Source organism: Leptolyngbya sp. ST-U4, assembly GCF_039962215.1.
Classification (GTDB): Bacteria; Cyanobacteriota; Cyanobacteriia; order Elainellales; family Elainellaceae; genus Leptolyngbya_A.
Genome location: NZ_JAMPKZ010000016.1, coordinates 1 through 23025, shown reverse-complemented (window position 1 = coordinate 23025; position 23025 = coordinate 1). Strand labels below are relative to the sequence as shown.

The following is a 23025-nucleotide window of genomic DNA, read 5'->3' as shown; positions in this document are numbered from 1 at the left end:
TTCCATCAGACCGATTACAATTTCCTTCGGTTTGTGGGTGTGCAGTGGCAGTTTTCAGGCTGCCTAAACTTCCCCAATTGCCCCTTTCCCAGTGACGACGCTATGCCCTCAGGGACTACCCAACCCCATTCGCCGCAAACTGCTCAGCAGAATTTTGGATCTGCCGCATCCGAGAAGGCTCAAACCGTTCCCCCCCGGTTTGCTCAGGCTCATCCTGATTTATCTGGCTCTGATCAATCGCCTCAGTCCGCAGAACCGATCGTCGAACTGCACCAGGTTAGCAAAATCTACAGCAATGGCTGTGCTGCGCTGCTCGACGTGCATTTGCAAGTGCGAAGGGGCGATTTTCTGTTTGTCACGGGTCCATCCGGTTCAGGAAAATCAACGCTGCTAAAGCTGCTCTACGGCGAAGAACGTCCAACCCAGGGCGAAGTCATTGTCAACGATCAGTCGATCGCCCAGCTTCGTGGCAACGAACTTTCTAAGCTACGGCGGCAGGTCGGCGTAGTATTTCAAGACTACAAGCTTATTCCGCGTCGCACGGTTTCTGAGAATGTTGCTTTTGTGCTGTGGGCGCAGGGCTTTACGCGCAAAGAAATTCATCGACGGCTTTTGCCAACCCTTCGCATGGTGGGCTTGCAGGATAAAGCAAACTGTTTTCCCGATCAGCTTTCCGGCGGCGAACAGCAGCGCGTCAGCATTGCCCGTGCGATCGTCAGTACGCCCCCCATTCTCTTAGCCGATGAGCCCACCGGAAACCTCGACCCAGACAACTCCTGGCAGGTGGTCAAAATTCTGCAAAAGCTGAATGCGGTGGGCATCACTGTAATCATCACAACTCACGATGAGCAGCTCGTACGGGCATCGCATCATCCGGTCGTGCAAATTCGCAACGGGCGATTATTTCGAGAACGATAGGTCTGGAAAACAATAGGTGGTGTTGCTGAATCGGAGTATGACCCCCTCTAGCCCCCAACTTTGGGGGGAACCAGAATTCAAAGTCCCCCAGCATTGGGGGATTTAGGGGGCGATACAGAAGCTAAATTTGCACCCTTCATATCCCGAATTCAGCAATGCCCAATAGGTCTGGAAAAAGGTTCAAACCCCTAAATCTGGGACAGCCGATCGCGAATATTGGTTAGCTGGCGGCGCGAGTTAATCGGATCACGCGGTTGGGGCAATTCGGTATTGGGCCAGCCGGGAAGATCAGAACAGGGACACTCGCCGCTCGTCTGAACCCCTAAACCCAGCATCGGCACAGGCATCGCGCATCGGGCACAACTCGAAATATCCCACTGCGACGACAGCAGTTCTTCGATCGTTTGAATGGTTCCTTCCAGATAGCTCGATTTCCAGGCTCCGCTTGTGATGTGCTGCCAGCAAGCCTCAAACTCAGGACTGTATCGATCACCCTGGATCACCGCTTGGGGCAGAACCTTCGAGCGTCCGTCACTCGTTTTGCCGTTCACAATCAGCGGCTTGCCAAGCTGAAACCAGTAGGCAAGATATTGTTTGACCTGTTCAAGTGATGCCATAGGAAAATGCGGTGAAGGAAACTCTTAGCAGGGAAATGCAATCAGTTGCAAGTCATCATGGGCTGAGCCGTTGCCCGAATCGTTGCCCTCCTCTATCACGCCGACGCCGAATTGCTCCCACCTTGGTTTGATTTCTCATTGCGATTCGCCTTGACCGACCGCACTAAATCCAATTGCACTAAATTGCATTTTGGGGATGACAACTCACGTTGCTTGATTAGCAGATAATTATCTTTGATCTTAGTGATTCTACGATCGTTTAAGTGCGCTGTAATCCGCAGGAAAGATTAAGCTTTGCCAGAGGAAGTATTGGTCATTTGCGGTTAGAGGCGATTTCAACAGGAGACGTTCTATTGAGCTACCATTACCGCTCAGCATTCAGTTCTCGATCGATCGACTGCCCCAGCTCGCTCAGGTTCAGCACATAGCCGCCTGTTGCTAGATAAACAGTGTCTGCGATCGTGCCAATTCTTCGAGTGAGATCGCCCAGTCGATCGCGAAACAGTCGCCCGATCGGATAAGCAGGCACAATGCCCCAGCCCGTTTCCTCCGCTACAAAAATAATGTGAGTTTGGGTGTGGTGCAGTGCGTTTAACACCTGGGCGATCGTTTGCTGCCAGGTGTCTTCGTTTTGCTCCAGCAGGTTGGCAAGCCAGGTTCCAAGGGAATCGATCAGCAGGCATTCTTGATTTGCGCTTTCGATCGCCGCTGCCAGGCCGATCGGCACGGACAGGGTTTTCCAGGCAGGAGGACGGCGTTGCTGATGACGCTCAATTCGCGCCTGCCATTCAGCATCTTCGGGATTGAGCTGAGCCGTTGCAAGGTAAATCACCGATCGCCCCGAACGTGCTGCCAGGGCTTCTGCCCATTCGCTCTTGCCCGATCGGGCTGGACCCGTCACTAAAACTATCTGTCTGGAGGAGTTGGCAGAGGAGGGCATAGGTTTCTATAGTGGGGTAATCGCAAAAATCGCTAAAATAAGCTAGCTACAATAAGCGATAAATCGGGGTCGTGCAGGTCGTTTTGTTATTCTCTCCACATTCTCTGATCCTGCTGAGGCTGGCAGTATGAAACCTGACAAGCACGAACTGAAGCGGATTGAGGCAACGCTGAATCATCTGGATTCGGCAAATCTGCCAGCCGATACTGAGCTTTCCCGCCCTCCAGCGACGTTCCCTGCTGCCCGGTCTGTGCAGCCTTTTCCGATTCGAGAAAACAGTCCCTCTACGCCGCTGCCGAAATCAAAGTTGCCTCAAGTTAGCTCCCAGCGTCATGCGACAAATCCGCATTTATCGCTCGGCTTATTGCAGGAAATTGAGGCGATCGTGCAGCAGTGGCAGAGCGAATTAGAGCAGGTTTCGCAGCAGATTCATGCCCTTTATGCTGAAGGTCCGATCGTGGATGGCTGGCTCGAAGCACAGCCCCCTGAAGCTTATCAGACGATGCAGCCCATTGGCGCAACTACGCTGCGTCATGCCGAAATCGAACATCTTAAAGAATATGTAGATGCGATTTGCAGCATGCCCCAGCCACCCTTTACCGACAATCAGCCTCGCAGCGGCTACCGCCTGTGTGGACTTGATGCCGACGGTCAGCTCTGGTCGCGCCCCTGTCCACCGCAGCAAGTTGCCTACGTGAGTTTGGCGATCGCTCGCTATCAAAAACTGCGAACGCTGCTGGGCAAAAAGCAATCGCTCGAAAATCGCCTGATGAAACTTGTGAAGGATTTGACACTGCTGCACGGACAAATGCAGGAAGACTAACAAACTAGATTGCTATAAATTCGTTGAAATTGCCTGTACCGGACAGGTCGGAATGCACTGTTCGCACACGACGCATTTCGATCGCGTAAACGTTAGCTTAAAACTCTGGCGATCGAGGCTCAGTGCCTCTGTAGGACAAACACCCGTGCATAAGCCGCAGTGAACGCACAAATCTTCATCGATCAAAATTTCGCGGCTGGCAAGGGAAATGCCGATATCCTGTGCCCGCATCCAGTCGATCGCTGCATCCAACTGGTCGATATCACCGGATAACTCTACAACCAGCGTCCCAATCTGATTCGGCGTGACCTGTGCCCGAATAATATTTGCCGCAACGTTAAAATCCTTTGCCAATCGATAAGTGACAGGCATGTGCACCGATCGCTTCGGAAAGGTGAGCGTAACTCGTTTTTTCATTTTTGAAATTCTCCTGCTAGAAACCTACTAAGAACGGCAATCGCCTACAGCCCCGCTTTCACGCCTGATCGAAAATTCGCTACGCTAAAGAAAGTGAGCGTTCACTCTTGCTCTTAGCTTTTTCTTGTTCTGTCTCGCGTTCAACGTTTTCTTGCCATGACTGCAACGCCTTCTAGTCCTACTCCCCAGTCTAATCCGGCAGCCCGAATTCGGAATTTGATTATCCTGCTGGTTGCGATAGTCCTTAGCCTCTCGATTTTTCTGGGCGTGCGCTTTGGCAGCGATACCGGAACCCTGGCGGCAATGGCAGAAACCGCAACGCCGCTGGATGTCGCCCTCAAAAACGAACAGCCGACGCTGATTGAGTTTTATGCGGACTGGTGTACCTCCTGTCAGGCAATGGCAAAAGACATGAGCGATCTTAAAGATGAGTTTGGCGATCGAGTGAATTTCGTCATGCTCAACGTAGACAACACGAAATGGCTGCCTGAAATGCTTTCTTATCGGGTTGATGGCATTCCCCACTTTGTTTTTCTTGACCCGCAGGGAGAATCGATCGCCAGTACGATCGGAGAACAGCCGCATACAGTGATGGCAGCTAACCTCGAAGCCTTAGCAACAGGTTCACCGCTTCCCTATCTTCAGTCGAGAGGACGCATCTCCGAAGTGGAGTCTCCCACTGCCCCTAAAGCTCAAAATGATGATCCGCGAGGTCATGGAAGTCAGGTGAAGGAGTAGCCCCAGAAATACAAAAAAGCCAGAGCAAATACTCTGACTTCAAGGTTGAACTTAAGCTGATTTTATAAGATTAGGTCGTTTAACTAAATGGCTGACGCGAAACAAACTTCTCAAATTCGGCTTGCGTTTCGTGAAGCAATTGCCCACGACTATCCGTCATTTTGCCCAGGGTTGGAACCAGATTCCGCGCCTGTAATGCCATGTGAAGCTGGAGATGTGCAACGTATTCGCTGAAGTCTTCACGGGTTGAAGGGTTAGATACCGACTTGAAATTCACAGCCAAAATGCTCTCCTCTCAAGAACTGCGTTGCAAAAGTCAATGCTATTGAACGTAACATAATGCGATTTCTCACATAAGTGTTTGCAATGAACTGTTACTTTCTGCGTACTTCTTTTGACTGATGAAAATGATCGATGAAAAACCGATCGCTATTTTTGGCTAAGCGGCAGCTTAAAACATGACTCATCCCGGAGCCTTTCTTGCAGGTGAAGCAGCAGGGGTCGGAGGGGGTTGCGATCGACTCAGGCTGCCTGCTTTGTTTGTGCCCAATATTTGTGCTCAATGCTTGTGCCCAACTTACGCCAGATTAGCGCTTCGCCAGCTAACCCTCGACGTTGCGAATTAACACCCCAGGCTGTTTTTGAATCGGCAGCGAATCCAGCACATCGGTTTGGGCGCAGTATTTCAGATCGTCTAGACAGTCGAGCCGCAGCAGCCGCTTGCCGTGGGTTGCCTGGTGCAACAGTCCCAGCAGATTGTTTTGCCACTGGCTATAGAGCGCGACCGCCCCAAAGACTTCATCATTTCCGGCGATTTCCGGCAGGGAATGTTCTCCTTCGAGCTGTTGGCTGATCTGATGCACGATCGCCCCTGCACAAACGGTATCTTCCAGGGAGAAACTGCCTTCCCAGCCAGAGCCAACGATCCACACGGTTTCGGGACGGTGCTTGAGCAGATAATTCACCACCGCATGCCGGTTAATCAGCGCCGCCGTTAACACCGTTTCGGCATCCTGAAGCCGTTCCAGGCAGCGAGTTCCATTCGTGGTGCTGATAAAGAGGCGTTTCCCGGAAACTAGTTCGGGAGTACAGTCCAGCGGGGAGTTTCCCAAATCACAGCCTTCTACTTTTGCGCCACCTCGTTCTCCTGCGCGCAGCCGCTTATCAGGAAGCCACTGTTCGCTCACGTGCATCAGCTCTTCCATGCTGCTAAACACCTGAACTCCTTCTGCGCCTGCAGCGAGAGCGGTTGCAATAGTTGACGTTGCGCGAAGCACATCAACCGCAATTGCACAATCAGGAATTTGGGCGATCGGGGTCAGTTCGGGCGTGTGGTATATGGAGAACTTCACGGGCAGCGGATTTTAGGGTAAAGGTAAACAGGAGATATGAACAGATCCTATAAATAATCAATTAAAGAGCTGTAAGAAAAATTAATGCCTATTGCCCTCCATTCTATCGGGTAATGGTCAGGGAATAGGGCGATCGATTGCTCTAGACATTGATTTAATTTAAGTATTTATGCTTATTGATAAGTTAAGCTTAGGTTATCAGTCGGGACGTGAGCAATGGGAAGTAGAAGAGTAGATGGATCAGGGATAACGCTTGTATTTCGGCATTGCCGTCATTCTAGAGCGAGACAAAGCCCTATCTCTATCTCCCATTTATCCCAGATTTGAAACGATTCAAAAATCCAGGATCATAAGGCTCGAAGATGCGGTTATTCTAAGAAGCCTGTCATGTTTCCGCTCCCTTTCTGCTCTTTGAAATTAAGCTATGGATCGCTACTTTACCGTTGAAGCTCTCTCTCGCACGGCAAACGCCCAGCAGGTGATTTATGCTGCGATGCACCAGGACTATGCGGAGGCATTTGTCTGGGAGGAGCGCGATCAATTTCCCGATGAAGTCAAGGCGGGCGAATTGGTGGTTCGCAACCTGCTAGCAGGCAATCGGGGACACTTCGGACCGCTCGAACATCCTCAGATCGTGCTGAACTGCGGTTATTTCCCCCACTCGACGATGCAGCAAATCAGAACGCATCGCGTTGGAATTTCGTTTGATGTTCAATCGTTTCGGTACACTGGAGCCCGAATTACTGATGTGGTGCAAGGCAAGCGAGACGTTGAAGAAGTGTTTTATCTGCGTCCGATCGGCTCTTATACGGATCGTCAGGGTAAACGCTACGACTACACCGAGGAACTACGACAGGAAGATCTGAGCTGGTGTCTGGAGGGCTGCAAGCGATATCAGCAGCGAATGGAGCAGGGTTTTTCTGAGGAACATGCAAGAGGACTCATTCCTTTTGATGTGCGGCAGCATTGGGTGATGTCTGCCAACGTTCGATCGCTGATGCACCTGCTCGATCTGCGCTGGAAAGCCGACGCTCAGCTAGAGGCACAGCAGCTTTGCGAACTGATCTGGACGCAGTTTCAGGATTGGGTTCCCAGCATTGCAGACTGGTATGAATCAAACCGGGCGAAAAAAGCACGCCTTGCACCATGACGCTTTCTTTTTGCGCGATCGTTAAAAACGAAGCCGCCAATCTGCCACGCTGCCTGGAGAGTGTGCAGGGCATGGTCGATCAGATCGTGATTCTAGATACGGGATCAACCGATGAAACAGTGACGATCGCCCAATCCTTTGGCGCAGAGGTACATCACTTTCCCTGGAATAATTCTTTTGCTGCTGCCCGTAATGAATCCCTAAAATACATCACGGGCGATTGGGTTCTTGTTCTCGATGCCGACGAAGCCCTCAACCCGCAGATTATTCCCCCGCTTCGGCAGGCAATGCAGCAGACCCAGGCGATCGTCATAAACCTGATTCGGCAAGAAATTGGAGCAGTTCAGTCGCCCTATTCACTGGTGTCTCGCCTGTTTCGCCGCCATCCAGAGGTTTATTTCAGCCGTCCCTATCACGCAATGGTGGATGACAGCGTGGCTAAACTGCTGCAACGGGAACCGCAGTGGCAGGTCATTAATCTACCGGACGTGGCAATCCTTCACTACGGCTATCAGCCCGGTACCATCGCCAGCCGTGACAAGCTTCAGAAAGCCAGACAAACAATGGAGGTCTTTCTGGCAGATCATCCCGATGATCCCTATGTGTGTGCCAAGTTGGGTGCGCTTTATGTGCAGATGGGGGACGTGCAGCAGGGACTCGTGCTGCTTCAGCGGGGGCTGCAGAGCGGAAAAAGCGATCCGCCTATCCTTTACGAGCTGCACTATCACCTGGGCATTGCCTATCGTCAATCGGGCAATTTACCCCTGGCAGAACAGCACTACCACGCCGCCCTGCAACAGCCCATCCTCGATCGCCTCAAGTTAGGTGCACAGAATAATTTGGGCAGTCTGTTGCTGGCTGAGGGAAATCTTAAGCGCGCGAAAGACTGCTTTGAAACCGTCATTCAACTTGATCCCACCCTGGCGATCGGATACCACAACCTGGGGATGACCTGCAAAGCGATCGGACAATTTACCCAGGCGATCGACCACTATCAGCAGGCAATTCGCCTCAAGCCCGACTACGCAGAGGCATATCAGAATTTGGGCGTCGTGTGGCTCAAGCTCGGTCGCGTGAATGAAAGTCTGGCTGCGTTTCGGCAGGCGATCGATCTGCATCAGCAGCAGAATCCCTCAGAAGCCGATCGGCTCCGGCAAGGACTGCGCGAGATGGGCTTTCAGGTTTAGTTTTCGGGCTTAACTCGATAATTCAGCTAAAAACTGGCGGATTACGCCGATCGTCACCGCAGGCAGTTCGAGTTGGGGCGTTAAGCCGACCCCTTCCAAAACTTCGACGGCTTTGATAGCGCGAGGGTTCAGTTCGGCAAATCGCTGTGCCAGAGCTGGAGGGCTGAGCTGTGCCTGTCGCCCCCAGAGAATCGCAGTCGGAACAGTGAGATCAGGAAGATATTGAGCCAGGTCAAAGCACAAATCACCCCGCACTAAGGAAAGAGCACTGGCTTCGGCATTGGGCTGGAGGGCAGAAGCGAGATAGGCATCCACCACTTCAGGGGAGACGCGATTTGACTGGGCAAACTGCCGCTGCTCTAAAAACGTCCGAATTCCGAATGGGTTGGCAATCACAGTGCTATACAGCAGCCGATCGACTCCGGGAATACTGACAATTGAGGCGATCGGATTTTGATAGGGCTGTCCAAAGTCTGCCAGCCCGGTGGGGGCACTCAGGATCAGCGATCGAATCAAGCCGGGATAACTCACTGCGACTCGCACCACAAAGGCAGCGGTCAGCGAAGAAGCCACCACGATCGCAGGCGAAGGAGCAACCTGCTCTAGAAATTCGCGAATGGTGATCAGGTAGTCTTCGATTTGATAAGGGCGCGTCAGGTGGTTCGATCGTCCCCAGCCCAGCAGATCGGGAGCGATCACCTGATATTCGGGCACAAATGCGGGATAGACCTTTGACCATTCATAAGCCGATGAGCCACCGCCAAAGCCATGCAGAAAGACGATCGCCTGAAGATCAACCGCCGATCGCTTTCTGGTAGATTGCGATGCCGGCGAGGTTGCTTGATCTGCAGTGTAGTAGACGATCGATCCCAGGCTGGTTGAAATCGAGTCTTGACGAAAACCGGGCGGTTGCAGCATAGACTGAGAAAAAAATTAAATAAAGTCGTAAGCAGAGATAAAACTCTTGAAGCAGGGCAGACAACTATTAAATTATGTTAAGATTTGCAGTAAAAATACTACTTGTATGAGCGATCGGAATTGACAATTCCTTAAAAACGTACAAATCGCAACTTTTTTAAGTGATAGTTGCGTAATAATACGAGTAAGTCAAGAACGACGATATCAGACTGATAGGGTAAGTGACGCAGGCATCAGCAAAACTTCCTCTATTGTCTCAGGGTTTCTACCAGATTGTTTAGCCCAGGCTGTTTAGCGTCTACTAGCTGCTTCGACGGCTGCTTGGACAACACTCAGCTTTTGAATCAGGGCTTTTAGGGTCTTCCTCGGCGCGACAGTTTCCAGGGAAATTGCTTTGCGCTAATAGACTCAAACTTTATCTTCAATCGTCACTACTTCTCTGCAAACTGTAAGGTCTGGTCAACAAGCTGGAACCTCTACTTTGCAACTCTGCCCAGCCAGCAGGGTATTTCTGCATCTGCATTCCAAACGGTCAAGGAGCGCAATTGGGTCTGGCACTGTCCTTCTGCAAAAAGCCTGCGCTTTGTTTTGCAAGAGCACTTTGTTTCACAAATTCTGTGTAAAAAGAGCCTGTGCAAAAAAGAGACCAAGTTTTGCTCAAACCCTAACCTGCCGATCGAACCATCAGAGTGTGACGATCGTTCGGAAATTAATCCCAGCAGTGTCTTTAGAGCAGCATTTGCTTTTAGTTTACGGTTGTCGTCTGCTTTGTGGTGAGAGAGAGGCTGAATCGACTGCATCAGAAACCATCATAAGGGAGCCTATCGTGAGCAATGCTTTTCGATCGATTGATCACAATCCTCAATGCGGCTCGACTTTCAGATCTGCCGCAAACAAAAGTCCTGGAGTGATTTACTCACCTGCCTATGCCGAAGCAGAGGTGCGAACCGTGCCTCGGCTGGATGAGCTAGATCTCAGTCCTGCCGCTGTGCTAATGCAGCAGTCGGTCTGTGTCCGCCTCGATTGGGAAGATTTGTCGCGCTTTGCGATCGTCGATCGCCAGTTTGAGCAGTGGGGCGTGGTCTTTGCCAATGCGGTTGCCGTCTGTCCTTCAAATCCTGCCTATCCGCCCTACTCCGGCACGATGGCAGTGATGGGCGCACCCAAAGGCGGCTGGCTCGAAGCCAGATTTTTGCGCCCGGTAAAGTTTGTCAGCAGCTTTGTCACCAGTTCTCGCCGCACAACGCTCAGTGCCTATGATGCAGACGATCGCCTGATTGCCTCGGCTAAAACCCCCGCCCCAAACCTGGCATACTCCGACTCTGAATGCCCCCCAAATGTCTGGCTCAACCTGCGAAATTTAGACATTCATCGTGTTACGTTTCATGCCTTTGATGGGCAGTTCATCCTCGACGACTTCTGCTTTTGCTTTTAGTGCCCAGCTTATTGCCCAACTGGTTTCTCAACTGGTTTCCCAGCTTATTTCGCCTGAAGAACAAATCGCTCGATCGCCACAGCCGCTCCGTCTGATTCCACATCAGGGGCAACCCAGTGAGCGGCAGTCTTCACCGCATCGGGCGCAGTTCCCATTGCCACACCAATTCCTGCATACTGAATCATTTCCAGATCATTAAAGTTATCGCCGATCGCCATCACGTTTTCTGGACGCAGTTCCAGCATTTCTTCTGCAAGATAGCGGACGGCGGTTCCTTTGTTGACGAGGGGATGGGTTGCCTCAAAGAACGTCGCAACGGATTTGGTGAAGTAAAGCTCTGCCGGAGTATATTGCTGCCGTAGCGAAGAAAGCAGGCGATCGATCACGGCGGGATCATGGCAAAGGGCAAGGATTTTAGTCGGCTCATGATCCACCAGCATCCGCCGCAAATCCCCTACTGCAAACGGCTGGATTTGGCTGCGCTGGGCGTAGAGTTCTGTTTCTGGCGTAATCTCGCGCACATACAGCAAATCGTTTATATAAAAGTGAATCGACAGCAGATCGTGCAGTTCCGGCTGCTCAAAGTAATCGAGCAACTGCAGGGCTGCCTCGCGAGACACGGTGAGATGGCGATAGATTTTCTCGGTGGTCGGGTCTTTGATCAGTGCCCCCTGATAAGTCAGCAGCGGCAGCGTTAAGGCATTGCGAAGCCTTTCTTCCTTCGGAGCAATGGTTTGATAAAAGCGCAGGGCAGACTGAAACATCCGCCCCGTGGCGATCGCCACCTGCACGCCTTTCTCCTGAGCTGCCTGAATTGCCTGCTGCACGGCAGGGGTCATTTGGTTCGACTCGCCCACCGTGGTTCCGTCGAGGTCGATCGCAATCAAGCGAATCTGAGGCGAATGCGTTTCAGCGGCAGGATTTGCCGTCAGATTTAGGGTGGAATTTGACATAGAATTTAGTCGCAAAATTGCTTACGGAATAGGTCACAAAAAGAATCTAAATCCAAGAACACCGATCCAAAAATACCGATCCAAAAATACCGATCGAGGGACAACACACTTGTGCCCCACCCCCCAGGTAGGGACATCCCCATTCTCGCGAATCCCGATCGTCCCGTCTGATAAGGCACACTGGAATTTGGCAGCTCAGCACTTGCTGAAGGTTTCAAGTTCAACACTTGCTGACTGGTTCAATTATTGATAGGTTACTGAAAAAAAGCATGATTCGGCTCTTTAAGCCCCGGTTTCGCAAGCAAATTGCACGAATTGAAGTCTCAGGCGCGATCGCAGGTGCAACCCGTAAGTATGTCCTCGATGCCCTAAAAACAGTCGAAGAAAAGAAATTCCCCGCTCTGCTGTTGCGGATCGACAGCCCTGGCGGAACGGTGGGGGACTCCCAGGAAATTTACAGTGCCCTGAAGCGGCTGCGTAATAAAACCAAGATCATCGCCAGCTTTGGCAATATTTCGGCATCGGGCGGTGTGTATATTGGCATGGGCGCAGAACACATCGTTGCCAATCCGGGAACGATCACGGGCAGCATTGGCGTGATCCTGCGCGGCAATAATCTGGAACGACTGCTCGACCGCGTCGGCGTTTCCTTTAAGGTAATCAAATCTGGTCCTTATAAAGATATTCTGTCGTTCGATCGCGAATTGACCGAGCCAGAACAGCAGATTCTGCAACAGCTCATCGACACCAGCTATAACCAGTTTGTCCAGACAGTTGCCGAAGGTCGTCGCCTCAGTGTGGATGCCGTTCGTAGCTTTGCTGACGGACGCATTTTTACCGGAGAACAGGCTCTAGAACTAGGAGTCGTCGATCGCCTGGGAACCGAAGAAGATGCGCGTCGCTGGGCAGCCGAACTAGTCGGACTCGACCCCGAAAAAACCCAGCTCCACAACATTGAGGAGCGCAAAAAGGGATGGCTCAGCCGCTTCCTGCCGGGTCGAAGCCAAAGCCGCAGCCAAAATAAAGGCCTCCTCGGCGGGCTGAATTGGCTGGAGTTTGAAATGGAAACGAACGGACTGCCCCTATGGATGTTTCGCCCCTAATTCATAAAACACTGCTGAAGACAGCATGGGCATGATCGCACTTGACTCTTGAATTCAGCTTGTCAATTCAGCCTGTAAATTTTCAAGTTGTGAATTTTAAGTTAAGTCCTTGGCATTTCAAGGCAGAACTGAGGAGGATAGATTGTAGACATCAGACCATTAGACTTTAAACTGAAGCCTGATGGAATGAAGCGATCGATTGTCTGGTCTACACAGGGCTGTTTTGTTTGCACAAAGCTGTACAGAGCTGTTTTGTTTACACAAGAGCCATGCGAAGCAGTTCCCCTTTAGAGTAGCCGGGCAAATCGAAGGGATTGGAAGCGTGTTGAAACATAGGAGGCGATCGACGTGGGCTGGAAAGTAAGGGCAATTCGTGGGGCAACAACGGTTTCAGAAAACACGGTAGAGGCGATCCGGGAAGCTGTCGCCGAACTGCTGGACGAGCTAGAACGCCAAAACCCCATCGACCCTGACGATATTATCAGTGCCACATTTTCTGTCACCCGCGATCTAGATGCAATTTTTCCCGCATCCGTTGCCCGTCAGCGTCCACACTGGCAGGATGTGCCGCTTCTGGATGTGCAGCAGATGCACGTCGAGGGCAGTCTGGAACGCTGTATTCGCTTCCTAATCCACATCAACACGCCCGATCCCTTCGTCAAAATTCACCATCCTTATCTGCGGCAGGCGAAATATCTGCGCCCGGACTGGAGTATGGCGACGATCGAGCATTAATTCTCCCCGCGACTTTCCAGTTTCAGGGTCGAAAAATCCCTACTCGCAACCAGTTGACTCGATCGCTATGATCGAGATAGAGCAACATTGGAGGAAATCCAACGGTTTACACCAAGCCTTTAGCTCGTTTAATTGAGCAATTTCAGCGATTGCCCGGTGTGGGTCCAAAAACCGCACAGCGTCTCGCGCTGCACATTTTACGAAGACCAGAGGCAGAAGTTCATGCCCTGGCACAGGCACTTGTTGAAGCCAAGCAGCAAGTAGGGCTATGTTCGGTGTGCTTTCACCTGTCGGCTGAGCCAGTCTGTGAAATTTGCCGCACCCCCAATCGCGACCCGAATACAATCTGTGTGGTTGCCGATTCTAGAGATGTGATTGCGCTGGAGAAAACCCGCGAATACAAAGGCAAGTATCACGTCCTGGGCGGATTGATTTCGCCAATGGATGGCATCGGTCCCGATCAGCTTCACATTACGCAGCTCGTGCGGCGCGTCAGCAAGCAGGACATCAAGGAAGTAATTCTGGCGATCAGCCCTAGCGTCGAAGGGGAAACCACAACGCTCTATGTCGGTCAACTGCTGAAGCCATTCACCAAAGTTACCCGGATTGCTTTTGGTCTGCCGATGGGTGGCGATCTGGAGTATGCCGACGAAGTAACGCTTGCCAGAGCCTTAGAAGGACGGCGGGAACTTGATTAGGTTCTTGAACCAGGCTTAGTGGGTAACAAGCTGGGCTGCTTGGTTAAAGAATTGGCGATCGAGTCCCTGAATCAGCAGAAATGTGGTGCAGAGGGTTGCAAATGCCAGAATAAACATAATCAGCATTTGATAGACTGCGGCATCGAGCGGATTTACGCCGCTCAGAATTTGTCCGGTAATGGTTCCTGGCAGCGTCACAATTCCGACGACCAACATTTGATTCAGGGCAGGGATTAGTCCCGCTTTGATTGCCTCACGGCGATAGGCGGTAGTTGCCTGCTGCGGAGTTGCGCCTAAGCTCAAGTGGGTTTCAATCTCTTGGCGGCTATTGTTGAGTGTACTAACAAACCGTTCTCCGCCGATCGTCGCCCCATTCATCGCACCTCCCAACAAAATTCCTGCCAGTGGCACAAGGTACTGCGGCTCAAACCAGGGATCGGGACGCAGAACTAGCAGATTCACATACGCCAGCGTCAGAGCGGTACTGAGCAGAATTGACCCCCCGACCACTGGAAGCAGTGCCGGGATTTTTTTACTGATTCGGTTTCGGGCAACGACAGCGGCGATCGATGCCATGGCTGCGATAATCAGCAGCACCGCGATCGGATTATTCAGGGCAAACACAATTTCCAGAACGTAGCCCACTGCGGTGAGCTGCACGATCGTTCGTCCCGTCGCGACTGCAAGATTCCATGCCAATCCCAGCCCTTGCCAAGCAGATAGGGCGATCGCAATCAGCACCAGTCCCAGGGCAAACCCCATCCTGACCAGATCTAGCTCGATTAATCCATTCATTGCCCGTTGGATCCGCTGAAATGTGCAAATTTTAGCTTTGATTCCGCTGCTTTAACTTGTATTTCAAGTTTCCCATCGCCGATTGCCAGCGCTTACACTGGGGCATTCTCGATAGAGTGCATTTACTTCGTATTGAATTTGTGAGTTGCTGTCATGAATCTGCCATTTATTGTAGATGTTGCGATCGGGCTAGTTTTGATTTACCTCATCCTTAGCCTGCTCTCTTCAGAAATCCAGGAGATCCTGGCGACCATTTTGCAGTGGCGAGCCGCCCACCTGAAGAAGTCGATCGAAATTCTCTTGATGGGAGATGGCTCTGTGCAGGGCGATTACCTGAAGCTGGCAAACCAGGGAATTTTTCAAACGCCTGCCGAGGTTGCACAGCACACAGTGAGTTTCCTGCCGGATTCTGACCCCAATAAGCCGGCGATTCAAGACCTGATCCAGAGCCAGCTCGAAACGCTCAGAGGAACTGCCGAAGAACAGACAGCGGCGATCGTTCAGGCATTGGACTCAAAAGGGTTGGTGAGCGGTGATGGCGTGACTGAAACAGGTTCAACGATTCCAATCAAATCTGAAATCTCGCGACGACTTCGGGATGCGCTGCTGATTGAAGAACTCCATCGCGCAAAAGCTGTTACCCAGAAAATCTATAATGACCCCTTGATTCGCAACATCAGTCAGGATGCGCGAGAAGGGTTTGAAGGCTTGATTCGTGGCGTAACGCGATCGGTCGTCACTGTAGGCAGGAGCAATACGACGCTCGAGCGGGGCAACGAGCCATCCTACATTCCGTCTGAAACCTTTGCTACGACACTGTTGGAAATCCTCAACATTCCGCAGTTCACTCGTCGCTTAACCGCTCTAAATCTGCAAATCCTGGTTCAGGATCAGATTATTTCTGACATTGAAGATGCAGTGAAACGGTATCAGAGTCAGGGAAAAAGCCAGGAACTCAATCGCTTTATTGATGCAGGTTTTAATAAGTTCAGCGACAAACTGCATCTCGTCCTCAAAGCCTTTGTCGATCAGCGGCTCAGCCTCGAAATGACGATTAGCCTCATTCGCGGCGAACTGGTTGAGTATGTCAACAACGCGCAGGCGATCCGCAAAAAACTGGCGGCATCTCAAGACACAAACCGCGCTCGATCGATCGCCCCTGAAGATCTGGAAGCTTTTGATGCTTTTGCAAATCAACTCGTCTCAATTCGGCAGCTCGTCTTTTACGAAGACCCTCAGGGCGAATACCACAACACCAATGAGCTGATTCAGCAGCTTCAACCTAGCGTTGCCCAGGTCATGAAAGCCTTTCGCAGCGACCTTCAGGACGTAGACCAAAAATACAGGCGGTTTACTGATAGTGAATCGCTGAGAAGCAATCCAAACCTCTCCGGCTACCAGGAAATTATCGCCCTCTACAACGAAATTCATCGGGATGCTCAGCAGATTGCCCAGACGCTTCCCTTCTCGGTGCGAGTCAGTCTTAATGCGCTGGCAGACCGTGCCCAAATTAACCCCACTCAGGCTAAAGGTGAAGTAAGACGTGCTCAGGACGACCTGTATCAGTTCAAAACGGAAGTCGAGAAATGGTTCGATCGCTCGATGGAGCGCGCCTCTGGTGTGTATAAGCGCAATGCGAAGGGCGTAGGTTTCCTGATTGGATTGACGATCGCCCTTGCCGCAAATGCCGACACGATTCACATCGCCCAACGACTTGCCTCCAGCACTACGCTGCGTCAGGCACTTGTCTCTTCTGCCGAAATCGTCACCCAATCCTGCCCCAGACCGATTTCCCCTACCAACCCTGAAGCAGCTCCTGCCACCAATCCTGAACCCGTCCCTGCGCCTGAAGTTGCTCCGCCTGTCATTCCACCTGCCCCCGAGGCGGCTCCCGTTGCTCCACCCGCCGAGCCTGCTCCCGTTTCCCGACTATTTTTCGAGCAGCCCGCCTATGCCCAAGCTCAAGCTGTTCCGTCTGAACCTGAAGCTTCCTCAGCTTCTACTAATTCGTCAGTGAACTGTATCGAACAAGCAGTTGGGGATGTGACACAACTACCGCTAGGCTGGGGCGAGGAAAACCAATCGCAGCAAATGGCAATCAAGCCGATCGACAGCAACGGCGACGGCAAGCCTGAAGAGCCGGCTCCCTGGATGCCACTATGGAATCAGCTCAAGCGCGCTATCGGCTGGATCGTAAGCGGTCTGGCAATCTCAATGGGAGCTGCCTTCTGGTTTGAGTTTCTCAGCAAGCTGGTGAACGTACGAAACACGGGCAAGCGTCCGGACGATCGCTCGGCAACTTGACCCGGGTTTAATTGTTAGATTCGCTCAAGGTTTGCGACTCAGGCAGCCCTAAAGCTTCAGCACTGCCATAAATGCCTCTTGCGGAACGTCTACAGTGCCGATCGCCTTCAGGCGTTTCTTACCCTTTGCCTGCTTCTGCAAGAGTTTCTTCTTTCGGGAAATATCGCCACCGTAGCACTTCGCTAACACGTCCTTTCGCAGGGCGGGGATATGTTCGCTGGCAATAATCCGGGAGCCGATCGCCGCCTGAATCGGAATCTTGAACTGGTGACGGGGGATGAGCTCTTTGAGCTTTTCGACCAGGGCTTTGCCGACGTAGTATGCCTTGTCTCGGTGAACGATCGTCGCCAGGGGATCAACTTTCTCACTGTTGATCATCACATCCAGCTTCACCAGATAGTTTTCCCGGTAGCCGATCAATTGGTATTCCATGCTGGCATAGCCGCGCGATCGAGACTTCATCTGATCAAAGAAATCCGTTACGACTTCTGCCAGAGGAATCTCGTAGATCAGCGTGGTTCGCCCCTTAGTGAGGTACTTCATGTCTTTGAATTCGCCCCGCCGGCTCTGGCTCAGCTCCATTAGCGGACCCACGAATTCCTCGGGCGTAATCATGTCCACCTGCACGTAGGGTTCCTCGATTTTTTCGCGGTACTGCGGGTCGGGCAAGAGGCTAGGATTATCGATATACAGCACTTCGCCGTCGATTTTGGTGACGCGATAGATTACCGAGGGCGCAGTGGTAATCAGATCCAGGTCATACTCGCGCTCTAATCGCTCCTGCACAATTTCCATGTGGAGCAGACCGAGGAAGCCACAGCGGAAGCCAAAGCCCATCGCGCTCGAAGTCTCCGGCTCGTAGCTGAGGGCGGCATCATTCAGGCGCAGTTTTTCCAGTGCCTCGCGCAGGTCGGGATACTCGTCGGCATCGGTGGGAAACAGTCCGCAAAAAACCATCGGTTTCGCTTCGGCGTAGCCCGGTAGGGCTTCAGGAGCGGGGGCGTATGCCAGGGTAATCGTGTCACCTACCCGCGCATCGGCAACGGCTTTGATCGAGGCGGCAAAATAGCCCACTTCGCCCGCATGTAGCTCATCCACCTCAATTTGGTTTGGCGACAGTACGCCCAGTTCGTCGATCTGGTATTCCTTGCCGGATGCCATCAGACGCACTCTGTCGCCTTTGCGAACTTTGCCATCCATCACCCGGAAGTAGACGATCACGCCGCGATAAGCGTCGTAGTAGCTATCAAAAATCAGAGCGCGGAGGGGTTTGTCTACCGTATCTTCAGGCGGCGGAACTAGATAGACGATCGACTCCAGGATTTCATCGATCCCGATCCCTTCTTTGGCTGAGGCTAAAATTGCGCCGCTGCAGTCCAGACCGACGACTTCTTCGACTTCTTCCCGGACGCGATCGGGTTCGGCTCCCGGCAGATCAATCTTGTTCAGCACCGGAATGATTTCCAGATCGTGTTCCAGTGCCAGATAGACGTTTGCTAGCGTTTGCGCTTCCACGCCCTGGGATGCATCGACCACCAGCAACGCCCCTTCGCAAGCAATCAGCGATCGAGATACCTCGTAGGAAAAGTCTACGTGTCCCGGCGTGTCGATCAGGTTCAGCACATATTCCTGACCATCTTTTGCCGTATAGCTCATCCGCGCCGCCTGAAGCTTGATCGTGATGCCCCGTTCACGCTCCAGTTCCATATTGTCGAGAAATTGCTCTTTCATCTCCCGATTGCTCACCGTTCCCGTTACCTGAAGCAACCGATCGGCGAGGGTCGATTTCCCGTGATCGATGTGAGCAATGATGGAGAAATTCCGAATGCGAGAAACAGGTACGTCGGTCATATCACGCAGTATGAGGGGGAAAGCGAGGAATTTGCGTCTCAGAATCGATCGGGTTACTTGCTCCGTTAGGATTATCCGTCGGAATTCGTGTCATGAGATCCAGACAATCGGAGTCTCAATGGAAGTCTTGGCGGATTGGGTGAACCAATATGTCATCTGCTTAAAACATTTTAAGCTGTTCGTCACGCTGCGGGAATCCGGCAAAAGGCTTTCCTCCGCTGAAATGGCTCGCTTCAGTAAGATTTTTAGGAAATTAGGGGAAGGATTTCTGCTGTTCGCAACGATCGTGAAAAGGATAAGGTTTAATAGTGATGTGAGAAACACGCCCCTTTTCCAAAGAGAAAAATAAAAACGGCTGTTCCTCAATATTGTTCTTGCTGTTGTCCTCCTGTTGCGGCTTCCCCTCCGCCCCTAACTGGCTTATGACTGACCCTGCTGTAGATTCTAAATCCACCTCCGACTCCGAAAAGGTAAATCTGTCGATCGAAATTGATGCTGACCTGCTTGAGCAAATCAATCATCTTACGGGCAATCCCAGTAAGGTGATCGAAGTTGCTGTACGTCAATGGCTGGGTGGAGGCAGCCGTCGAGATGATGATTTAACCCGATCGATTCGCCGCAACCCACCCGTTCCGCCTAAGGGCGAATGGAACGACTAGCCGTCGCTTAACCCATCGCGCTTTTTCCCCTCTAAAATAAGGCAAATAGGGTAAAAAGTGAGGCAAGCCTTGACAGGTTGAATCAATCTTTGGGGTGTTACAAACATTTAGACTTAGCTGAACTTGAAGCAATTTCAGTGAAACCACTGATAATAGTAAAAGGTTTAAGCAAAAGCGGGAATTCTAGATTTGCTGATGAATAATTAAGCTTGTCAGTCGCAAGCTTGTCAGTCACAAAGCATTTGCAGGTTGCATCTACGCATCGTATCTACCCTTACCGCAAACCTGGGACAGTGCTTGACCCTATTCACTGTGTACTCTGAGTTCTACGCTGATGACTCTGCCTAGCGATCGTTCACCTTCGACAACTGAGTCAATCCATCCGGGTACGTTTCAACAATTCGACGGGTCTCTTCCGGCTGCCGATCTGGTTTTCACTCAGGACGGCTCTGGGCAGTATTTGTCGTTCTATTGGCGCGATGCCGATCGCTTTGGACTGAAACTCGATCAGGTCATTGGGCAAGCTGTAGAGGCTGCTTTCGCGCCTGCGGCGATTGCTTCCTATCTAGAGCGCATTCACCAGGTTTTGAGCGATCTGATTCCGCTCCGGTTTGAGTCTGCGTTTCAAGTTGCCAATCAGCATCTCGTTTTTGAGCTCACGGTCAGCCCAATCCTGATGCCGCACGGCACGGCAACCAGCGTTCTGGTCATGGGACGCTTTCTCTACACCACCCCTCAAGAACCTGTTACCGAGGTCGTTCCCGGATCAAAGCAAGGGCATTTGCTGCGCCTTGCCGATCGCCCTGAAGAGAGAACTGCTCTACATCGCCCCGAAGCAGAAACCGCCGCGCATCGCTATCAAAAACGCCTGACCGAGCTAGTCTGGAAAATTCGCCGCACTCTGGATTTAGAAACCATTTGGCAACAGACAGTAGAAGGATTGGGAGAAGCGTTTAGCGTGAGTCGCTGCCTGATTTTTCCCTACACGCCTGGTCATAACGAAGTCTGTGCAGTGGCAGAATATTGCAGTCCAGAGCTGCCCTCCCTGCTCAATCGATCGTTTTCGATCGTCCAGGAAGCCTATTTTGCTCAGGCATTGACCACCCTAAAACCGATTGCTTGCAGCACTGCCGAAGAGCAGGACAGCGAGTTGTCTGCCTCTGTAGTGACGATTGCCACCTGCTACCAGGATCAGCCAAATGGCTTGATTGTGCTGTACCAGACGGATCGATCGCGAGTCTGGAGCGATATCGAGATTGACCTGCTGAGAGAGATCGCTGATCAAGTGGGAACTGGGATTGCCCATGCTTCACTGTTTGCACAGAGCCAGAATCTCGCATCGGAACTTCAGCAGGCCAACGACAGCCTGGTAAAAAAACATCAGGAACTAGAAGATGCCCGCCAGCAGGCAGAAGCCGCTTCTCGACTCAAGAGCGAATTTCTTGCCAACACCTCCCACGAGCTACGGACTCCCCTCAACGGCGTGATTGGCTTCCTCAAGCTAATCATGGACGGCATGGCTGACGACCCGGCAGAGCAGAGCCAGTTTCTTCAGGAAGCGTATGGCTCAGCAATCCACTTGCTCAATATCATTAATGACATCCTGGACATTGCGAAAATTGAAGCCGGGAAAATGCAGCTTGAGCTGAATCCAATCAAGCTGGATGATTTGCTCAATGCCGTTGACAATTTCACCCGCCCTCAAGCGCAGCAGAAAGGGTTAAGCTTTGAAATTCGCACGCCTGCCACCCGCGACGAAGTGATTCTCCACGGCAATTACCAGCGATTGCTGCAAGTCATGCTCAACCTGGTGGGTAATGCAATTAAATTCACCCATGAAGGCGGACTAACCATCAGCGCAGAAATTCTCTCTAAGCGAATGCCCCACAGCGAAGACAAGCAGGAAAAGCCGGGCATTGTCAAAATTAGTGTTGCTGATACTGGAATTGGGGTATCTCTGGAGAAGCAGGACAAGCTATTCCAGTCGTTTAGCCAGGTAGACGGTTCACGTACTCGTCAGTATGGCGGAACTGGCTTGGGACTGGCGATCTCCCAAAAGTTGGTTGAGGCAATGGGCGGAGAAGTCAATTTTTACAGTATGGGCGAAGGACTGGGATCAACCGTTACTTTCACCGTTCCCTTGTTTCACGATCCTTTAATAGTAACGGCTCCCTTACCCGATGCAGCCGATTTGCTTCTGTAGTCTGCTGCGCTACTGCGGTCTGCGACGTCCAGAGGTTACGGTTACGGAGGCTTGCTTTAGACTGAGAAATAGCATTCTTTGAATGTCAAGAGAATGTCAAGAGCCATATTTTTTGTTTGCTACGCTGGTTGCGTGCCCTCACGATCGCTGTAAACCAATCTTGAAACTTGTCTTCGATAGGGCTGCTTGAGGTTTATACCATGATCGAGGTTTTTGCCGCTCTTGCGCTCTCGACGGCGGCTGGTATGAGAATTGCTCTTCCCCTGCTACTCATTGGATTGCTCTACAGCGACAATCTTTGGGCAAACATGCCGCTATTGTCCCAGATTCCCCCCCGTATTGTTCTGGGTGTTTTGGTGAGCTGGTCAACCGTTGAGCTCTTTCTCTCTAAAGGCAGACTCGGACAGCGCGTTTTGCAGATCGTGCAGCTTGTGGGCAGTCCTATCGTGGGGGCGATCGTCGGCATTGCCGTGGCGCGAACCGCTCTGTTTCCCGGCTGGTTTACGGTGCTGATTGGCACGGTTTGTGGATTGATTGCCCTGGTGCTACAACTTGTTCAGATCGGCTGGTTTTATCGCCTGCGGGGTTTGCCCATCTGGATGATTTTTGCCCAGGATTTTTTGTGTGTGCTGCTGGTTCTGCTAGCTTTTGATGCCCCAACTCAAGGCGGCATTATTGCGCTGCTGTTGTTCTGGCTCATGATTCGGAGTTCGGTAGGCTGGCGAAAGTGGTATCAGGCACAGGCAAAACCAGGCGAGCGCAAAAATCCACGCCGATACAAACAGGAGCCAGATTAGCTCCTAAGTTTAAGAATTTAATTTGGTGCTCCTTGAGGACTTCTGTTCACAACGGCATCGCTGGCAAATTTGCCTGAGTACAATCCTTCAATTCTTTTCAGGGACTTAAGAAGCGATCGCTATTACTTGTTAAAAGCCAACTGAAAAGCAGCGGAAACCCACTTAATTGCTACACTCAACGAATGCAAAAAGACACCCTCCTTGAGGAGAGTGCCTTGATTGCTAAGCAGCGAGAGCTTAACCGTGGATAGCGGGAGCGGTCACTGCAACAGGAGCAGCCTCACCCGCAGCCAGGTCAAGCGGGAAGTTGTGAGCGTTGCGCTCGTGCATCACTTCCATGCCCAGGTTCGCCCGGTTCAACACATCCGCCCAGGTGTTCACCACCCGTCCCTGCGAATCCAGAATGCTCTGGTTGAAGTTGAAGCCGTTCAG

The 23025-nt window shown here is 51.7% G+C and carries 22 protein-coding genes and 1 pseudogene; 13 read left to right on the top strand and 10 right to left on the bottom strand.

Translation table 11 applies throughout. The features are described from left to right. Positions 1-102 precede the first annotated feature (102 nt). Positions 103-918: a cell division ATP-binding protein FtsE gene (ftsE, locus tag NDA02_RS19640; protein WP_190793247.1), complete on the top strand. Its 816-nt coding sequence runs from the start codon at positions 103-105 to the stop codon at positions 916-918. Positions 919-1106: 188 nt separating this feature from the next. Here the strand turns inward: ftsE and NDA02_RS19635 are convergent, their stop codons facing one another. Both NDA02_RS19635 and cobU read right to left on the bottom strand, forming a co-directional pair. Further along, complete coding sequence (locus NDA02_RS19635) at positions 1107-1535, bottom strand: hypothetical protein (RefSeq protein WP_190793246.1); 429 nt, start codon at positions 1533-1535, stop codon at positions 1107-1109. Between the two features lie 364 nt (positions 1536-1899). Then, a complete protein-coding gene (cobU, locus tag NDA02_RS19630; RefSeq protein ID WP_190793245.1) occupies positions 1900-2475 on the bottom strand; it encodes a bifunctional adenosylcobinamide kinase/adenosylcobinamide-phosphate guanylyltransferase in 576 nt (191 codons plus the stop codon). 127 nt (positions 2476-2602) lie between these two features. Here cobU and NDA02_RS19625 point away from each other — a divergent pair, with 127 nt between their 5' ends. Further along, positions 2603-3298, top strand: coding sequence for a hypothetical protein (locus tag NDA02_RS19625; RefSeq protein ID WP_348255679.1), 696 nt, complete (start codon positions 2603-2605; stop codon positions 3296-3298). A gap of 12 nt (positions 3299-3310) precedes the next feature. Here NDA02_RS19625 and NDA02_RS19620 read toward each other — a convergent pair whose 3' ends face one another. Continuing rightward, on the bottom strand, positions 3311-3715 hold the full coding sequence (locus NDA02_RS19620; RefSeq protein WP_190793243.1) for an NIL domain-containing protein: 405 nt from the start codon (positions 3713-3715) through the stop codon (positions 3311-3313). A gap of 156 nt (positions 3716-3871) precedes the next feature. Between NDA02_RS19620 and NDA02_RS19615 the strand changes: the two genes are divergently transcribed. Continuing rightward, entirely contained in the window at positions 3872-4453 is a 582-nt protein-coding gene (locus tag NDA02_RS19615; protein ID WP_348255678.1) for a thioredoxin family protein, read from the top strand. A 79-nt stretch (positions 4454-4532) separates the two neighbouring features. Here NDA02_RS19615 and NDA02_RS19610 read toward each other — a convergent pair whose 3' ends face one another. Both NDA02_RS19610 and NDA02_RS19605 read right to left on the bottom strand, forming a co-directional pair. Then, positions 4533-4736 (bottom strand): hypothetical protein, encoded by a 204-nt coding sequence (locus NDA02_RS19610; protein WP_348248791.1) that lies wholly within the window; start codon positions 4734-4736, stop codon positions 4533-4535. 319 nt (positions 4737-5055) lie between these two features. Then, positions 5056-5805 (bottom strand): 2-phosphosulfolactate phosphatase family protein, encoded by a 750-nt coding sequence (locus NDA02_RS19605; protein ID WP_190793240.1) that lies wholly within the window; start codon positions 5803-5805, stop codon positions 5056-5058. Between the two features lie 424 nt (positions 5806-6229). Here NDA02_RS19605 and thyX point away from each other — a divergent pair, with 424 nt between their 5' ends. Together thyX and NDA02_RS19595 are read left to right on the top strand one after the other, a co-directional pair. After that, a complete protein-coding gene (gene thyX / locus NDA02_RS19600) occupies positions 6230-6955 on the top strand; it encodes an FAD-dependent thymidylate synthase (protein ID WP_190793239.1) in 726 nt (241 codons plus the stop codon). Then, a complete protein-coding gene (locus NDA02_RS19595; protein ID WP_348255677.1) occupies positions 6952-8142 on the top strand; it encodes a tetratricopeptide repeat protein in 1191 nt (396 codons plus the stop codon). Before thyX ends, NDA02_RS19595 begins: the two co-directional genes overlap by 4 nt. Positions 8143-8151: 9 nt before the next feature. Here NDA02_RS19595 and NDA02_RS19590 read toward each other — a convergent pair whose 3' ends face one another. Beyond that, the gene (locus tag NDA02_RS19590) at positions 8152-9060 is read right to left on the bottom strand and encodes an alpha/beta hydrolase (RefSeq protein ID WP_348255676.1); all 909 of its coding nucleotides are present in this window, start codon (positions 9058-9060) and stop codon (positions 8152-8154) included. Positions 9061-9886: 826 nt separating this feature from the next. Between NDA02_RS19590 and NDA02_RS19585 the strand changes: the two genes are divergently transcribed. Beyond that, positions 9887-10495: a hypothetical protein gene (locus NDA02_RS19585; RefSeq protein WP_190790742.1), complete on the top strand. Its 609-nt coding sequence runs from the start codon at positions 9887-9889 to the stop codon at positions 10493-10495. Between the two features lie 44 nt (positions 10496-10539). Here the strand turns inward: NDA02_RS19585 and NDA02_RS19580 are convergent, their stop codons facing one another. Then, the gene (locus tag NDA02_RS19580) at positions 10540-11448 is read right to left on the bottom strand and encodes a Cof-type HAD-IIB family hydrolase (RefSeq protein WP_190790743.1); all 909 of its coding nucleotides are present in this window, start codon (positions 11446-11448) and stop codon (positions 10540-10542) included. A 269-nt stretch (positions 11449-11717) separates the two neighbouring features. On the opposite strand from NDA02_RS19580, the gene sppA reads away from it, so the two are divergent. From sppA to recR, 3 genes are all read left to right on the top strand, one after another. Next, complete coding sequence (gene sppA, locus NDA02_RS19575) at positions 11718-12551, top strand: signal peptide peptidase SppA (protein ID WP_348248783.1); 834 nt, start codon at positions 11718-11720, stop codon at positions 12549-12551. Between the two features lie 348 nt (positions 12552-12899). Further along, positions 12900-13286 carry a chorismate mutase gene (gene aroH, locus NDA02_RS19570; protein WP_190790227.1) on the top strand — a complete coding sequence of 129 codons (387 nt, stop codon included), beginning with the start codon at positions 12900-12902 and terminating at the stop codon, positions 13284-13286. 86 nt (positions 13287-13372) lie between these two features. After that, a complete protein-coding gene (gene recR, locus NDA02_RS19565; RefSeq protein ID WP_190790233.1) occupies positions 13373-13984 on the top strand; it encodes a recombination mediator RecR in 612 nt (203 codons plus the stop codon). Between the two features lie 15 nt (positions 13985-13999). On the opposite strand, the gene fetB is transcribed toward recR, so the two are convergent. After that, positions 14000-14779, bottom strand: a complete 780-nt coding sequence (fetB, locus tag NDA02_RS19560; protein WP_190790228.1) for an iron export ABC transporter permease subunit FetB — start codon at positions 14777-14779, stop codon at positions 14000-14002. A gap of 153 nt (positions 14780-14932) precedes the next feature. Between fetB and NDA02_RS19555 the strand changes: the two genes are divergently transcribed. Beyond that, positions 14933-17083 (top strand): hypothetical protein, encoded by a 2151-nt coding sequence (locus NDA02_RS19555; RefSeq protein WP_190790234.1) that lies wholly within the window; start codon positions 14933-14935, stop codon positions 17081-17083. 48 nt (positions 17084-17131) lie between these two features. On the opposite strand, the gene lepA is transcribed toward NDA02_RS19555, so the two are convergent. After that, entirely contained in the window at positions 17132-18934 is a 1803-nt protein-coding gene (lepA, locus tag NDA02_RS19550) for a translation elongation factor 4 (RefSeq protein WP_190790229.1), read from the bottom strand. Between the two features lie 422 nt (positions 18935-19356). On the opposite strand from lepA, the gene NDA02_RS19545 reads away from it, so the two are divergent. The 3 genes from NDA02_RS19545 (at position 19357) to NDA02_RS19535 (ending at position 22593) form a co-directional block, all read left to right on the top strand. Continuing rightward, the gene (locus tag NDA02_RS19545) at positions 19357-19593 is read left to right on the top strand and encodes a hypothetical protein (protein ID WP_190790230.1); all 237 of its coding nucleotides are present in this window, start codon (positions 19357-19359) and stop codon (positions 19591-19593) included. Positions 19594-19927: 334 nt separating this feature from the next. Next, complete coding sequence (locus NDA02_RS19540; protein ID WP_190790231.1) at positions 19928-21796, top strand: ATP-binding protein; 1869 nt, start codon at positions 19928-19930, stop codon at positions 21794-21796. A 200-nt stretch (positions 21797-21996) separates the two neighbouring features. Then, on the top strand, positions 21997-22593 hold the full coding sequence (locus NDA02_RS19535; RefSeq protein WP_190790232.1) for a DUF4126 domain-containing protein: 597 nt from the start codon (positions 21997-21999) through the stop codon (positions 22591-22593). 237 nt (positions 22594-22830) lie between these two features. Here the strand turns inward: NDA02_RS19535 and NDA02_RS19530 are convergent. Continuing rightward, positions 22831-23025 (bottom strand): annotated as a pseudogene (locus NDA02_RS19530) (photosystem II q(b) protein); the annotation flags it as partial.

What these genes read in the sequence shown, in the direction of transcription:
- ftsE (WP_190793247.1), top strand. Translation starts at nt 103, where the DNA reads ATGCCCTCAGGGACTACCCAACCCCATTCGCCGCAAACTGCTCAGCAG.
- NDA02_RS19635 (WP_190793246.1), bottom strand. Translation starts at nt 1,535, where the DNA reads ATGGCATCACTTGAACAGGTCAAACAATATCTTGCCTACTGGTTTCAG.
- cobU (WP_190793245.1), bottom strand. Translation starts at nt 2,475, where the DNA reads ATGCCCTCCTCTGCCAACTCCTCCAGACAGATAGTTTTAGTGACGGGT.
- NDA02_RS19625 (WP_348255679.1), top strand. Translation starts at nt 2,603, where the DNA reads ATGAAACCTGACAAGCACGAACTGAAGCGGATTGAGGCAACGCTGAAT.
- NDA02_RS19620 (WP_190793243.1), bottom strand. Translation starts at nt 3,715, where the DNA reads ATGAAAAAACGAGTTACGCTCACCTTTCCGAAGCGATCGGTGCACATG.
- NDA02_RS19615 (WP_348255678.1), top strand. Translation starts at nt 3,872, where the DNA reads ATGACTGCAACGCCTTCTAGTCCTACTCCCCAGTCTAATCCGGCAGCC.
- thyX (WP_190793239.1), top strand. Translation starts at nt 6,230, where the DNA reads ATGGATCGCTACTTTACCGTTGAAGCTCTCTCTCGCACGGCAAACGCC.
- NDA02_RS19595 (WP_348255677.1), top strand. Translation starts at nt 6,952, where the DNA reads ATGACGCTTTCTTTTTGCGCGATCGTTAAAAACGAAGCCGCCAATCTG.
- NDA02_RS19590 (WP_348255676.1), bottom strand. Translation starts at nt 9,060, where the DNA reads ATGCTGCAACCGCCCGGTTTTCGTCAAGACTCGATTTCAACCAGCCTG.
- NDA02_RS19580 (WP_190790743.1), bottom strand. Translation starts at nt 11,448, where the DNA reads ATGTCAAATTCCACCCTAAATCTGACGGCAAATCCTGCCGCTGAAACG.
- sppA (WP_348248783.1), top strand. Translation starts at nt 11,718, where the DNA reads ATGATTCGGCTCTTTAAGCCCCGGTTTCGCAAGCAAATTGCACGAATT.
- fetB (WP_190790228.1), bottom strand. Translation starts at nt 14,779, where the DNA reads ATGAATGGATTAATCGAGCTAGATCTGGTCAGGATGGGGTTTGCCCTG.
- NDA02_RS19555 (WP_190790234.1), top strand. Translation starts at nt 14,933, where the DNA reads ATGAATCTGCCATTTATTGTAGATGTTGCGATCGGGCTAGTTTTGATT.
- lepA (WP_190790229.1), bottom strand. Translation starts at nt 18,934, where the DNA reads ATGACCGACGTACCTGTTTCTCGCATTCGGAATTTCTCCATCATTGCT.
- NDA02_RS19545 (WP_190790230.1), top strand. Translation starts at nt 19,357, where the DNA reads ATGACTGACCCTGCTGTAGATTCTAAATCCACCTCCGACTCCGAAAAG.
- NDA02_RS19540 (WP_190790231.1), top strand. Translation starts at nt 19,928, where the DNA reads ATGACTCTGCCTAGCGATCGTTCACCTTCGACAACTGAGTCAATCCAT.
- NDA02_RS19535 (WP_190790232.1), top strand. Translation starts at nt 21,997, where the DNA reads ATGATCGAGGTTTTTGCCGCTCTTGCGCTCTCGACGGCGGCTGGTATG.